Source organism: Hoylesella loescheii DSM 19665 = JCM 12249 = ATCC 15930 (genome assembly GCF_000378085.1).
GTDB classification, from domain to species: domain Bacteria; phylum Bacteroidota; class Bacteroidia; order Bacteroidales; family Bacteroidaceae; genus Prevotella; species Prevotella loescheii.
This window is the reverse complement of the sequence record NZ_KB899224.1, coordinates 38,825-53,012: the sequence shown is the minus strand read 5'-3', so window position 1 is coordinate 53,012 and position 14,188 is coordinate 38,825. Positions and strand designations below refer to the sequence as shown.

At 41.5% G+C, this 14,188-nt stretch carries 14 protein-coding genes and 3 pseudogenes; all 17 read left to right on the top strand.

Features of this window, described 5'->3' with window-relative positions; genetic code table 11:
* A pseudogene (locus F453_RS0112425) lies at positions 1–234 on the top strand (hypothetical protein); the annotation flags it as partial.
* Complete coding sequence (locus F453_RS0112420) at positions 235–1,449, top strand: hypothetical protein (protein ID WP_018968304.1); 1,215 nt, start codon at positions 235–237, stop codon at positions 1,447–1,449. It begins immediately after the preceding pseudogene.
* Positions 1,433–2,077: a hypothetical protein gene (locus F453_RS0112415; protein ID WP_018968303.1), complete on the top strand. Its 645-nt coding sequence runs from the start codon at positions 1,433–1,435 to the stop codon at positions 2,075–2,077. The genes F453_RS0112420 and F453_RS0112415 overlap by 17 nt, the downstream gene beginning before the upstream one ends.
* A gap of 1,053 nt (positions 2,078–3,130) precedes the next feature.
* Positions 3,131–3,853, top strand: coding sequence for a DUF8188 family protein (locus tag F453_RS0112405; protein WP_018968301.1), 723 nt, complete (start codon positions 3,131–3,133; stop codon positions 3,851–3,853).
* A 159-nt stretch (positions 3,854–4,012) separates the two neighbouring features.
* Positions 4,013–4,582 (top strand): annotated as a pseudogene (locus F453_RS16520) (contractile injection system protein, VgrG/Pvc8 family); the annotation flags it as partial.
* The gene (locus tag F453_RS16365) at positions 4,582–5,541 is read left to right on the top strand and encodes a phage baseplate assembly protein V (protein WP_018968299.1); all 960 of its coding nucleotides are present in this window, start codon (positions 4,582–4,584) and stop codon (positions 5,539–5,541) included. The pseudogene F453_RS16520 and the gene F453_RS16365, both read left to right, overlap by 1 nt.
* Before the next feature lie 12 nt (positions 5,542–5,553).
* On the top strand, positions 5,554–6,807 hold the full coding sequence (locus F453_RS0112395; protein WP_018968298.1) for a zinc metalloprotease: 1,254 nt from the start codon (positions 5,554–5,556) through the stop codon (positions 6,805–6,807).
* Positions 6,801–7,460, top strand: coding sequence for a toxin-antitoxin system YwqK family antitoxin (locus F453_RS0112390; RefSeq protein WP_018968297.1), 660 nt, complete (start codon positions 6,801–6,803; stop codon positions 7,458–7,460). The genes F453_RS0112395 and F453_RS0112390 overlap by 7 nt, the downstream gene beginning before the upstream one ends.
* 54 nt (positions 7,461–7,514) lie before the next feature.
* The gene (locus F453_RS0112385) at positions 7,515–8,174 is read left to right on the top strand and encodes a toxin-antitoxin system YwqK family antitoxin (protein WP_018968296.1); all 660 of its coding nucleotides are present in this window, start codon (positions 7,515–7,517) and stop codon (positions 8,172–8,174) included.
* A 134-nt stretch (positions 8,175–8,308) separates the two neighbouring features.
* Positions 8,309–9,082: a hypothetical protein gene (locus F453_RS0112380; RefSeq protein ID WP_018968295.1), complete on the top strand. Its 774-nt coding sequence runs from the start codon at positions 8,309–8,311 to the stop codon at positions 9,080–9,082.
* Positions 9,083–9,305: 223 nt separating this feature from the next.
* Positions 9,306–9,464, top strand: a pseudogene (locus F453_RS16515) (hypothetical protein); the annotation flags it as partial.
* Between the two features lie 18 nt (positions 9,465–9,482).
* Positions 9,483–10,586, top strand: a complete 1,104-nt coding sequence (locus F453_RS14735) for a glycoside hydrolase family 19 protein (RefSeq protein ID WP_018968293.1) — start codon at positions 9,483–9,485, stop codon at positions 10,584–10,586.
* Entirely contained in the window at positions 10,573–11,484 is a 912-nt protein-coding gene (locus F453_RS0112365) for a tetratricopeptide repeat protein (RefSeq protein WP_033404311.1), read from the top strand. Before F453_RS14735 ends, F453_RS0112365 begins: the two co-directional genes overlap by 14 nt.
* A gap of 45 nt (positions 11,485–11,529) precedes the next feature.
* On the top strand, positions 11,530–11,781 hold the full coding sequence (locus F453_RS16355; RefSeq protein WP_018968291.1) for a helix-turn-helix domain-containing protein: 252 nt from the start codon (positions 11,530–11,532) through the stop codon (positions 11,779–11,781).
* An 87-nt stretch (positions 11,782–11,868) separates the two neighbouring features.
* Positions 11,869–12,111, top strand: coding sequence for a transposase (locus tag F453_RS16350; RefSeq protein WP_018968290.1), 243 nt, complete (start codon positions 11,869–11,871; stop codon positions 12,109–12,111).
* Between the two features lie 20 nt (positions 12,112–12,131).
* Positions 12,132–13,025, top strand: coding sequence for a hypothetical protein (locus F453_RS0112350; RefSeq protein WP_244869426.1), 894 nt, complete (start codon positions 12,132–12,134; stop codon positions 13,023–13,025).
* Positions 13,026–14,033 carry a hypothetical protein gene (locus F453_RS14370; protein WP_018968288.1) on the top strand — a complete coding sequence of 336 codons (1,008 nt, stop codon included), beginning with the start codon at positions 13,026–13,028 and terminating at the stop codon, positions 14,031–14,033. It begins immediately after the preceding gene.
* The last annotated feature ends 155 nt before the right edge of the window (positions 14,034–14,188 follow it).

Here is a 14,188-nt window from a genome sequence, read left to right as displayed (position 1 = left end):
CAGGTTTTTATGAACAAAGACATCAAGGATAATGCCTCCAAGATGCAGGAAGAATTTTGCAAAACATTCCCATTCTTGAAAAAGCAGATAGGTGATTATCGGCTCTACTTCTTTTGTTCGGTAGAAAAAGACGACGCCTATTGTTGGCCTGTTTCCATAGAGTGGGTCATGTCTGAGTCTGTTTCACCCGTTTTAGCAGACGTGGTTTGTAAGATAGAACTAATTGAGAAATAGATGAAAGCACTGGTACCGGCAGGAACTTACGCGGTTTGCACAAATGGAATGAGAATGGGTGAGGTAATTATCACCTCCCAAACGACCATAAAAAACCATAAGGGCGATCTTTTGGCCACTATAGCAGACAAGCCCACCAACTTCAGGTGCGTGTGGGCAGGTATTATTGCGGCAGCAGTAGCAGCAGCATTCTTATTGGCTCTTGCAGCAACTTTGGGGCCGCTTGCTGTCATAATCATTGCAGCTTTGATTGGGGTGTTAGGAAGCGTTACCCTAGGTCGCCTAATGTGTAACTTTTGCTTGAGATGCTATCCTTGGTTGCCGAATAGTGGGCATCCCAACATTAGGATAGCTGGAAACCAAGCCCTGCTAAGTTCCGCTAAGATTGTTTGTACGCCCTTGGGTTTTCTCCCATCGGGCTCAATCATGCTATGTTATGATAAATCCGTTGCCCGTCGATCCGCAACAATGTACGCAATTTCAAACTCGTTGAAGATTTTCGAAGGAGCTGTCTTTGGAGCAGGAGTGGCAGGTATATGCCTTATTGTAAAAGGGACTTTTGCTGCACTTGGGGGAGGCTTAAAAGGAACAATTGCAGCGGCTGGAGTTGTCCCTGTTCTTGTAGGCACAGGAGGTTTTATTAGCTCCAAAACGAATAGGCTTCAAGAATGGGCCTCTGATAACATTGCCGATTGGTCAACAGATGGAGAGTACGGAGAGTTAGAAGAGAAGAAAAAAGGTGGAGGAGGTAGTGATGACACAGTCTCAAATCTAGAAAAAGGTGTTTCAACCCAGCCTGGAGATTTCCGTTTAATTCCAGCCTATCACGATGAGGCAGAGCTCAACAGGCAATATAATGTAGGCACGCAGGCTACGGGTGAAGTTTTTGACGAATCCTGGAAACGCATTAAGGCTGATCCTGCTTACAATAAAAAGGGGATATCAATAGAGGAAAAGAACGCTGTTCGAAACAAGCACATGAAAGAAGTTGCAAAAGAGCTTTTTGAAAGAAATAAAAAAATAGCTCGTAATGACGGATTCTGGAAAAACGTCAAAAAGGGCGTGACAGATTTCTTCATTGTAAATTTAGCGTGCATCGGTATAAACGTGGCTGGTGAAACGGCCTTCAAAATCAGTAAGGTGGCCTTGGAACGGGCAAGAGACCTTGAAGCAGAAGCACAATCAAAAGTAGGAATCTATGAGATTAAACTATAATTTTAAAGTAGGCTCTTTATTCGAGTGGCGTGGTATCCCCATCCGAATTATCGTACTAGTGATACTTATTCCGAGCCTGGTGACATATTATTGTTTAGGCTTTATGTCTGTGAAACGCGATCTTTCCTCAAAGTCTGGAATTGTCGACAAGGTGCGCATCTTTCAAAGTTCAAGTGGTTGGGAAGCAAATTTCACGTTAAGGGGTGACAGTTCGACCACTTATTCGCAAAGCTACACGACTGCCTCAAAGATTTTTCTTGTGTTTCCACAGGTGTTCAAGGTTGCTGGATACACCATTCATCCAGGAGACACTATAGCCTTTTATGTTGATAAAAGTAAAAAAGGGATCTATATCAAGACCTTTGGACAACCAACCCCATGGGATTCTTTTGAGAGTGAAGGAGTTGTCTACACAGAAGGGTTGATTGTTAATGGCGAGACAATTGCTAACCCTGTCGTTGTGTCTTTCACGCGCACATGGCTTGATACCATTGGTGGAATGGTAGGCATCTTATTCTATTTAGCAATAGCACTATTTACTTTTGATTACTGTTGGTGGTATCGCCAAAAAGAGATTGACACAAAGTTGACATCTTTCTTTACGAACAGAAATCGTTTTATCCAATAGTCACAGATGGTCACTAGTTAAATTAAGTAAGAAACAAAGGCGTTTCCTTTGTTTATAACAAATACAACATAAACAGCAGATGGTAAAACTTATTTTTCTTAGCAGCTTTATGCTTGATGTATCTATATTCTTTTGTCTTATACAGAAAAAATAGTAGGAAGGTCTTGTTGGTAATATATCTTTCTACGTTTTTCTGTCTCTCTCCTTTTTACTTGATACTGCATATACTTGGGGTATGCAGGTTGACCCACCTATTGAAGGTTTTGAACTAAGAGTCTGTGCATCGTTAGCTTTTATTACAATGACAAACGCTTCTATCGTTATTCTCGACTTCTTCTTTGATGTCTTGGCGTATGTCAATACGAATACGGGCTGTGGTTTGAAACTCTTAAGTGGCATAGTAGGCTCAAAGGAATGTGTCGTAAAAGGATTTAGAATCTTAAATTTGGTTGTAATCGTTGTGATGCTTTTAGCATTTTGGTTTGGCCAAATAAAGGTAGCAGTATAACGAGTGAATTTTGTCAGTATATTTTTAACGTAATGTGTATTTAATATCCAGCAGCCATAAATTATAACCAGATAAGAATAGTAGCTAGTATGAAAATCGTCTTTTTAATCTTAACACTTTGTGTTCTTGCAACCTTTTATTTCCTCATATATAGGAAATACGGTAACAAGAAACTGTTGTTAGGCATTTGGTACACAAAAGAGTGCATTAATAAATAGTTCGAGAGAAGGCAGGCTTAGCTCATTCAAATATGTGTAAATGCTGCCATTAAGAAGGTAGGTAGAGCAACTGTTGCTTCTGTAAAAGCAGCGGCAAATACAGAGAAAGCAATTAAGAATGTAGCTGCTACGAAAAAACAATTTAAATTAAATATTAAAAGTTTCGCTTTAGGTATTGTAGGTTGGGCAGTAAATGAATCCTAAATAGGTACCATGCTAACGAAGAGAAATGTTTATCCGATTCAATAGATGAGGATCTGAAAATAATGTTTAATCAGTATACGCATAATGGTAATATCGTTTCAAATGAATAGAATATGGAGAACAATGATTTCCGTAGGAATTTCACGCACAGTAGGCTATTATGTCGTAGGGCCTATTTTGGGACTTATTCTTGCTCCTATTGTGTTTGGAGGCTTCTGGAAAGGAAAGGATTATACAAATACTTATATTGAACATTTTGAAGTAATTAATATCGTTATCCAATACGATCAACCGTATCGTGGATTTAGGTTTGGAGAAAAGAATTTCCATATAGAGCATTATAGAGACAACAGGTCTGATTACTCGTTGCATTCCTATATATATTATATAGAAAGACATAAGAAATACTTTGAGCTTATCTGTTTTGAAGGTTTAGAAATGTACAAATCGGTAGATGGGAACACTTATGATTTAGGGACATTAAGAAATAGAGAAACAGATGGTGACATGATTCTTCCCATTCAGAATCGTAAGCCCATGACAATATCCGTATATGTAAATCGCCTACAATGGAAAGATCCGACTTATGTTACGAAAATAAACCCTATGCCTGTATTCATGAACAGAATAGTTTCGGGAGATGTTATGGAGGAAGAAAATCGTAAGGCGCAGCACTTCAATAAGCAATGGGCAAACAGAAGCATTGTACCTCAGCAAATCATCCCACCTGACGTAAGAACGGTTCTGCTTAATGATATTTCACGTGAACATCTTCAGCTTTACGTTAAACAATACCTAGGACATGTTTTACCCAAAGAAGAATTTAAACGTCTGTTTGATAGTTGACAGATGTTTAAGAAACCTCTGAACATGTTGTCTTTTAAACTCTATTTTCTTCCAGATCAACACAGAAATTAGGTGGCAAGGTATATTACATCCTGTATTCTAACTATGAGTTCAGCCTAACACCGACTTTAAGGGCAAGCTGTCATCGGTCACATCCGCGTGTCAGATTTCTTTAGCACCTACCTGCTCGAGAACGGTGAGAACTGCCACTCGTGGCTTGACTGGACGTTGGCCGACATCGTTGGCGAACTGTGCGAGAAGGCGGGCGTCAAGCTGCTGGCCAATCCGGAGAATCGTGACCCCGTGGGTTACGTCTGCCAGTACAACGAGTCGGACTTCGACTTCATCAGCCGCCTTGCCTGGAAGTACAAGGAATGGCTTTACTACGACGGCACGCGTCTTGTCTTCGGCAAGCCCGAACTTCCCGATGCGGTCGGGCTTGAGTTCGAGCGGAACCTGATCAGCTTCGAGACGGGGGTGCAGACGCTTGCGCGTCCCGCCAAGGTATTCTCTTACGTCTCGAAGGACGACCATGGCATGGCCGAGCCCACGCCGGACAAGCCCTCGGGCCTTGACGAGCTCGGGCACAAGGCTTTCCGCGCCTCGATGGAGCTGTTCAGGGAACCCGCGCTGCAGTACGCCCACTCCCGCGTCCACCACATGAAGGAGATGGAGCTTTACGTGAAGAAGAAGCAGGAGGCGGAGACGGCCGAGTCGCATTACGTGGAGTGCTCCACCAGGGGCGTCTGGCTGTCTGTGGGCAGCGTGGTCAAGCTTTCCGCTCGTTCGGCAAGCGCATCGGCAGCGTGGCCGACGCCTCGATGGGTGAGTTCCTGGTCATCGACGTCACGCACGATGTCGGCGACGACCGCTTCTACGGCAACAGCTTCCGCGCGATACCTTCGGTCGCCCGTAGCCTTCCCGTTCGCGACGTGGGTAGGTCTGTTGCCGAGACGCAGGTGGCTAGGGTCATCGGCAACGCCGACCCCGACGGCAAGGGTCGCGTCCAGGTCCAGATGAATTGGCAGACGGGCAACATGCGTACGGGTTGGATACGCGTGATGACGCCCGACGGCGGTGGTAGCGAGAACGTGCCCGCGAACCGCGGTTTCGTGTTCATCCCCGAGGTTGGCGACCACGTGCTGGTGGGTTTCCGGCATGGCGACCCCAACAGGCCGTACGTGATGGGAAGCCTGTTCAACGGTAGGACTGGCGTTGGCGGATTTGCCGAGAACCATTTGAAAAGTATCCGAACGCGTAGCGGGCATATCATAGAGTTGGACGATGACCCTTCATCTTTGGGCATTACCATCAAAGACAATAAGGGGAACTCTGTGCACATTGATTCTGCCGAAGACAGCATTGTTGTCAATGCCGAAAAGGACATAACGTTTAACGCGGCCGAGACGTTTACTGTGAATGCAAAAAACATGAAATTGAATGTAGAGGAAAATGCAATAGAAAATGTGGGGAAAGACAAAGTTTCGACCATCGGGAATAAAGTTTCTTTGGAGGCAACAGAGAAGGAAGAGGAAATTAGTAATGATTCAAGCATTAATGTCGGTGGACTTTCTTCTCAAACTGCTGGAGAAATTGTGCAGTCGGCAACTTCCGGTGATGCAGCAATAACTGCAGAAGGTAAAGCTTTGCTTCAGGGTAAAGACGATGCTCGCATCTGTAAAGGATAAAAAAGAAGTGTTATGAGTGGAAAAGCATTTAACAGTTTTGCATACGACCTCTCTGCCAGTGTTCCATTAAGTAAGACAGGGGCAAAAGTCATCGTTCAATTCCGCACATCAGGTAGTTATAAGGGTAAATACGGCTTTGATAGGATTCGTATGGGCGACTCGGGGCGTCCTGGGGATACATGGTATGCCAATATTATGGGAAACAAACATACTTCTAAGAATGAGGTAATTGTAGACAAGACTATGCGGGTGTATGACTACTATGCTTCACGTATGTTCAGTACAAAACGGTTCGTGATACCTTGGAAAACTCAAGGGAAGCGTCCTTTTATGTATATATCCCCCGTTATGACATTGCGGAAAGGTGCAAGTGCGAAGCTAACCTTAAAAGTGGAGGTGAAAGAGCCCGCGGTAAAAATGGAGTATCAATGCCAAACTTCAGGGATATTTCAGCTAAGCAAAGATACTATTCCAACACTAGGAAAGGGAAAGCACACCCTTCCTGATGAACTTGTTGTTACTTGTTTAAAGGAATTTTCTAGAGATCAGGATATTAAGGTCTACGCCTATGATGAGGACAATGTGAAGCACCTTGCGGGTAAGCTCATTGTAAAAGCCAATGACAAGAAACACCAAAGAACGATCAATGTGGCTGTTGTGCGAGTTTTGTTTAAGGAAAAAGAAACTTTTCCCGATATATCAAGCAGTGTAACGAAACTGAGAAATATTCTAGGACAGGCGTATGTCAAAATAGATGATCATACAGTTAGCCTAAATATCGAACAGGCACTAACAAATAAAGAAACAAGTAAATACTTTACCCCCAAAGGATGGATACATAGTAGTTCTCTAAGTAGTGGTGATTTGTATTCGTTTCTCAACGCTGAGTTATCCAAAAAGTTTCCAAAGTTCAATAAATATTTTAAATTGTATTATATAAACCGAAAATGTGTTGATGATACCTCAGGAAAAGAGATGCCGTTATATGGGAGGGCGCGTAATTTATTTTCCCTTGAGGTAATCATTTCCTTTAATGGCTTAAATGACAATACTGCAGTCCATGAATTGCTACATTGTATTGGTCTTCCGCACAGTTTCAGTAAAATCAGTGTGTCTTATTTCGATGTTGCCTTTAAAAATGATCTTACGGACAACATCATGGACTACTCGGATATGCATAGTGGTATCCCAACAATCGCAACGTGGGAATATCAATGGCGGGCTATTCAGAATAGTATAACTCATTTGCAAGCAGGGAAATGGTAAGGTTACTGTTAATAATCACATCTGTCTTTTTTACAGCATGTGTGTCGCGTGCACCTCAAAAGATTATAACAAAAAAGAAGAATCGTATGACTTGTTTTGAAAGGCTTGATACGGCTGACGCCAACAAAAGAATACTTGAATATAGGAAAAAGGAAGAGCAGGAGTTTCCCGAAGAGCAATTTATAGACCCGCCCACAGACTGTGAATTTACTGATTCTATGGGATATGTTATATATTTGGAAAAGAACGATGATGGATATCTTAAAAAGAGGTGGAGAGAAGACAGCTTGTTTGGAGAATATCGATACTATTTCCTAAATGGCAATATTCAAGAGTCTGGTGAATATTTTCTTAGAGAATTTAAATGTGGAGTATGGAGAGAATACGACATAGAAGGTAATCTTATCAAAGAGACGGATATGGACAAGCCTTACAGGAAGTATTCTTGGCAAAACATCTTGCTCTTTATTAAAGAACATAACATTGATCTTTATGACGAGCAGACCTTCGTAGACCGGTATGTAGACGAATTAAATGTTCCCTATTGGTATGTACGCTGGAGAAACATGGACATACATATCTTTCGCGGCGTCACTATTGATGCGCGTAATGGGCGCGTTGTCGAAGATGACATATTACAGCCAGAGAAATAAAACGTATGTTTCGGAGCCTCTTTAGAATAGTATAACTCATTTGCAAGTAGGAAAATGATAAGGTTACTTTTAATAATCACATCTGTCTTTTTTACTGCATGTGTGTCGCGTGCACCGCAAAAGACCATAACAAAAAAGAAGACTCGTATGACTCGTTTTGGAAAGCTTGATACGGCTGATGCCAATAGGAAACTTCTTGAGTACAGATGGAAACTGGAACAGGAGCTTCCTGGTATAGAGTTTGAGGGAAACGTTATGTGTTGCGAATACATCGATACCATGGGATATGAAGTGTATTTGGCAAAGTATGATGACGGATATCTAAAGCGGAGGCAAGTCAATGGTGCGTTGTTTGGTGAACTTCACTATTATTTCCTCAATGGCAATCTCCAACAATTGGGCGAATATTATAGTAGAGATTTTGAATGTGGAATATGGAGAGAGTATGATATCGAAGGTCATCTTCTTAAAGAGATTAATAAAGATGAGCCTTATAAACAATTCTCTTGGCAGAAGGTTCTATTATTTACTAAGAAGAAGGACATTGACCTTAATGATGAAAGGACGTACGTAGGACGTTATATTGATGAGTCAAATATACCGTGCTGGGATATCAGTTGGCATAAAAAAGGAGAAAGTTTCGGTCGTAATGTGGTCATAGACGCACGTAATGGGCGTATCATTGACGAGGTTATATCACGTATGGAGAAGTAAATCTGTTTTTATAATGTGTGATTATAGATCAAGTAACTGACAATCCTGTCTTGAAGATATTTGTACAATGCTTAGTTGTAAAAGGTTGTGTGCATTTTTTAAATAAGGCCTATCATATAGTTAAAGAATGTTTGATGCGTATGGATAAAAACATACAATACCTTAATGAGGTGTGCCTAAGGGTATATTCTGAAAAGGAAGTAGTATCAGAGAATACTTTCTCCATTGAGAGTTCACTTCTTATTCAAGAAGACATTCCGCAGTCTGAACTTGTATCAAAGAACTTGATGCCTTTAGAAATATCGACATCTAATGTTGTTATGGACTTGGACAAATCTCTAGTGAAATCGACTGATTTCCTCCAAAGATGCGCCTACCGATATGATGGGTTGCAGATTGGCGTAGATGATGCGAATAACATTGTAATTAAGAATGAACAGGACCTATCTAGGCAGTGGGCAGCTATACGTTCGTTGTTACAGTCTGATTACAAAGGAGGGATTGTAGATGATTACCTCATGAGAATAAACAACACAATGGTTTCTCCCGAAGTATATGGCATGCCGATAAGTAATTATTTCTATTATGGTCTGATGTTTATTGGCACTCCCTATAATACGTCGGCAGGATGGAGTAGAAAGCAACAAGTAATGCTGTCTGATTTTGATGACGTCATGTTCGAGGAAACGCTACGACATGAGAAGAATTTAGGCGATAGCCGGTGTTTTTCCATCACAGGAAAAGCTTTGGGTGAGCCAAACGACTGTAGGGTGAACAAGTTTTACGGTCGGACACAAATATCCACAGGGAGCCTTTTCCCCGATTGGGTGCAGCTGGAGGTTGACTATACGAAAGAAGACCGCTGTGTATATTGGAAGTACGAACTAACACGACAGGAGGAAGAATAGCTTATGGATTTCAACGTGAACAAATCTGCCAACCAAGAGAACCTCGCTGAAAACGAGAATCAGCGTCAGGAGGAGAAAGAACGCAAATGGCGCGATCCAAATGAAGATGTGAAATATGTCTGCGAGGGAGGAAAGGTCCAGTGTAAGCATTGCAGTTCTCCCGTGGCCACGCTTAAGGTTACGGCAGAGAACGTGATGCTTCAAGATAAGCCGTGGGCAACGGTTGGCGACAATATATGGACAGGCGAACTTTGGTTTTACAGGTATTTGCACGCATCCAAAATGGGGAAACCACAAGCCGCCCTGCAAGTCGGTTATCAGTCTGGGACAGTGGGCGAACCATTCGGAAACCATCATTGGCAACCATCATGCGCTTTTGGTCAAGTCCACCATTAGATGTATGGTCAGTGGTGAAGACCTGAAAATCGTCCATAGTGGGCAAACCGCCACATTAGAACAAATAAACCCCTTAGACAGAAGAAAAGTTCTTATTGATGCTTATTGGTTGGATGGAGAGGAAGAGCGTAGAGATTTGTATGTTAATACACCTGTCACACTATACGTTCAAGTTAAGAATGCCAAAGCAGGTGAGAAGTTACCCCTTACTTTTACAAGCGAAAAAGACTCTAAGGTTATTTCTTACATGGGAATGGTTGGAGCGAATGGTCTAATCACAATAAATGAGTTTGTTTTAAGAAATAAAATGACTAGTAAGGTGACTAGTATAAAAGCATTCTCAGAAGGAATTATCGGTGAGTCTAAATTAGAGCTTAGGAGTTGTTTGTGCGATAGAGACATTTCCATACAAGAATTAAAAGATATAGTCAAAAAGATACGAGACAACACTTTTTATGATATTAAAGAGAAGAAAAAAGAAATTGACCCTAAGACAAAGAAGACTATTGTGAAGGAAGTAAAAGTAACAAAGCCTATATCATATTTTCATAAGATGAACCTTTTTTACGATAAACATTCAAATGTTCCTGTTAAAGATCGTACATTTGAAATGTTTACGAAAGTTCTAAACGATGCTTTTAGAAAATATGGTATAACAAAATGTTCACATAAAATACATTTTATAGCAAACATGTATGTAGAAACGATGTATTTTACAGCCACGAGAGAGCTTGGAGAAAAATTAAGATACGATCCCTATAGGGGGAGAGGCTTTTTGCATCTAACACATAAAGAGAACTATCAGAAATATAAAGATGCAACTAATGTAGATGTTATAAAGAACTATAAACTAGTTGCACATGATTTAACTATTGCTGCGGACACGGCGGCTTGGTATTGGAAAATGATGAAGTTAAATGACTATGCAGAGAAAGATAGTATTTTTAATACAGCGCGATTAATTAATTTTCCCAATGCTAAGACAAAAGTTGTAATCAATGGATATAAAGAAAGAGAGATGGCTTGGAAACAACTAAAAAGAATTTTTAGTTATCCACAAGCATGTAACACTGCAATAAAGGAAAGGGGAAATAATGAAGAGAAATAGTGTTTTATTGGTATTGTTACTTTTGGCTTATGTTTGTTGCGCTCAGGCAGGCCGAATGATGTATTCTTTTATGGTAGGAAAGGATACCTTTCCCGAGCTACAAAAAACAGATTATCCCTTTATTTACAACTATACAGTTCAAGATTCAATGATGGGATACTGTTCATATTACATAGTCAATAAGTTAGAGAAAGTAGATCCGAGATTAGCGCGTGTTGAGGATATATACATTAAGGAATGGAGTAGCCTTCCGCAGGAAAAACTTTCTACTGATTTCGATATCTATTTGTACCATATCCGCAGAACTGGTGGCAATATGATTAACATGAAGGGGGAAACTATTCGTGTAGCTTGTGTATATAAACTTCTCTTCAATCCGGATCGTAAGGAAATCATTAAATGCTTTACGATACAAGACGACAAAGATAGCATTGAAAGTTTCCGTTCTATGCAACAGATGATAAATAGTATGGGACAAGACATAGAAGGCGAGGTGGAGAAATTTGCGACTGATTGGCCTCATAATGAAAGTTCCATTAAAGGCTTGTCTATAGTAAACTTGCAAAAGGGAACTCTGTTGAAAGAAGTTGAATGGTTTGATGTTTACCCCATATTGAGCAGGAATCCATTAAACAGGAAAAATGTTCGAATGTATATTAATATCAGCGATAAGCTGATAAGATATAAGAAATACAATGAGGCCAGACTCTTTTTGTTGGAAGTGACAAGAATCTTTTCTGAACAAAGTGAGGCTTGGATTCTTTTAGGAGATGCTCAATGGGCGTATGGAGAATATGAAGATGCACGTAAGTCATATCTGAATTATATCACTTTAGCCCGTAAATCAAAGAAAACAAATATCCCTAAATACATTTATGTCAGATTAGCAAAAGGTTAACGTTGATTTATTGTAGAAAGTAAACAGATTTGGATGTGTTAAAAAATGAATCTTTGCATCATTAAATTACACTTATCCATAGAAGAACTCGAAACCCTTCGCTGGTTTCAGCACAATAAGGAATTTGAACCCTACTGGGCCCAGATTACCTGCATGCTGATGTTGGCCCATGGTCACGATGCGAAAACAATCTCCTACGGCCTTGGAATAAGCCTATCCAGCGTATACAACTATGCAGAGGCCTACAAGTCGGGTGGCATTTCCAAACTGACCGACAAGCACTACAAGGGCTATTGAGTACTTCTGGACAGTTCGCAAATTGCCGCCCTATGTGCTGAACTCCGTCGTAAGGTATACACCTATGCCAAGAGTGTTGCCTAATGGGTGAAGAACACCAAAATAAGGCAAGTGTTCCTACTTCCGTATTCGCCAAGCCTCAATCTCATCGAACGCCTTTGGGAAATGCTCCGGAAGAAAGTCATCAATACGGGATTTTACGGAACGAAGGAGGAGTTCAGGCGAGCGGTAATGAATTTCTTCGAACACATCGCCGATAACAAAAAAGAGTGGGAATCGCTTCTAACTCTTAATTTCCAATTGGTTAATTCCAAAAACATTTCCTTGTGAATATAATTAACATGCTTACTATGGAGAAATCTAAATCAAATGCACCTGGCGAGTTGAAAGGTGTGAGAGGAAACCTTGATGTTGTAATGGACAAGAAGGTAAGGGAATATTATGTGACAACAAGGACAAAATACAGCGTTTATGACAGACCACTGATAGAATGTTCGTCGGACATGAACGTCACCGTCGATTTTCTGAGTATTTCTGGAATTCATGACATCATGGATGTGAAGATAACTAGGCAAGAAAACAATTATGGCTTGGAGTGTATGGAGGAAAAATACTTGCGGCTGATGGACCAGGTGAGCAACATCCAAGCACATTTGAAGCTCGCCATAGACTATTGCGGGCAAATCAAGGATGTATTGAACTTTGACGAGCTGCACAGCAAATGGCAAGAAATTAAGAGCCGTATTGACCCAAATTCGCCCGAGATGGCTAAGATTATCCACGATGGTGATGAGGAATACAGCATGGGTTCGGTACATTTTGCAGAACAATTGAACAAGACGACGTTGTACAAGGCCTTGGGGATGGGGTTGTTCTCCTTTGAGAAGGCAACAGGCTTTGACGACAAGTTCATGTGGAAGACACCATCCATTCTGTTCCCCACAATCATCAACAACTTGAAAGTTATACGTGATGACGTACTGCACTATACTGACGCTCCCATGACCTTGCAGGTTTTTATGAACAAAGACATCAAGGATAATGCCTCCAAGATGCAGGAAGAATTTTGCAAAACATTCCCATTCTTGAAAAAGCAGATAGGTGATTATCGGCTATACTTCTTCTGTTCGGTAGAAAAAGACGACGCCTATTGTTGGCCTGTTTCCATAGAATGGGTCATGTCTGAGTCTGTTTCACCCGTTTTAGCAGACGTGGTTTGTAAGATAGAACTAATTGAGAAATAGATGAAAGCACTGGTACCGGCAGGAACTTACGCGGTTTGCACAAATGGAATGAGAATGGGTGAGGTAATTGTCACCTCCCAAACGACCATAAAAAACCATAAGGGCGATCTTTTGGCCACTATAGCAGACAAGCCCACCAACTTCAAGTGCGTGTGGGCAGGTATTATTGCGGCAGCAGTAGCGGCATTCTTATTGGCTCTTGCAGCAACTTTGGGGCCGCTTGCTGTCATAATCATTGCAGCTTTGATTGGGGTGTTAGGAAGCGTTACCCTAGGTCGCCTAATGTGTTACTTTTGCTTGAGATGCTATCCTTGGTTGCCGAATAGTGGGCATCCCAACATTAGGATAGCCGGAAACCAAGCTCTGCTAAGTTCCGCTAAGATTGTTTGTACGCCCTTGGGTTTTCTCCCATCGGGCTCAATCATGCTATGTTATGATAAATCCGTTGCCCGTAGAACCGCAACAATGTACGCAATTTCAAACTCGTTGAAGATTTTCGAAGGAGCTGTCTTTGGAGCAGGAGTGGCAGGTATATGCAGCATCATGAAAGGGGTGTTTGGCATGTATAAGAGTGCATTAGAAGGAACGGTAGCAGCGATAGGTACAGGTTCTATACTCGTTGGAGCAGGATATACCATTGGCAGCGGCACGAGTAAAACCCAAGAATGGGCATCAAACAAAATTGCCGATTGGTCAACAGATGGAGAGTACGGAGAGTTAGAAGAGAAAGAAAAAGGTGGAGGAGGTAGTGATGACACTGTTTCAAATCTAGAAAAAGGTGTTTCAACCCAGCCTGGAGATTTCCGTTTAATTCCAGCCTATCACGATGAGGCAAAGCTGATGTCTATAAAGATGAGCAGGGAAACTATGTTCTTGCTTATCGTGGGGCATATAGCGATCCAAACCATCCTGAAAATGATTTGGTGCACGACTGGAGTAAAGAATGGACAGACGAAAATATACAACAAGGGGTATGCATGGGGAGTGGATAATATGAGAAGTCTATAGATTTAGCTAGGAAAGTAAATGAAGGAGCAGCAAAGAAAGGTAAGCAACTGACCATTACTGAACACTCCCTTGGGCGGTTTGGCAACAGCTGGTGGCTTGGCAACAGGGTGTAAGACTTACGCCTTCTGCCCAGCAGGAGAACGGATTATGCTGCA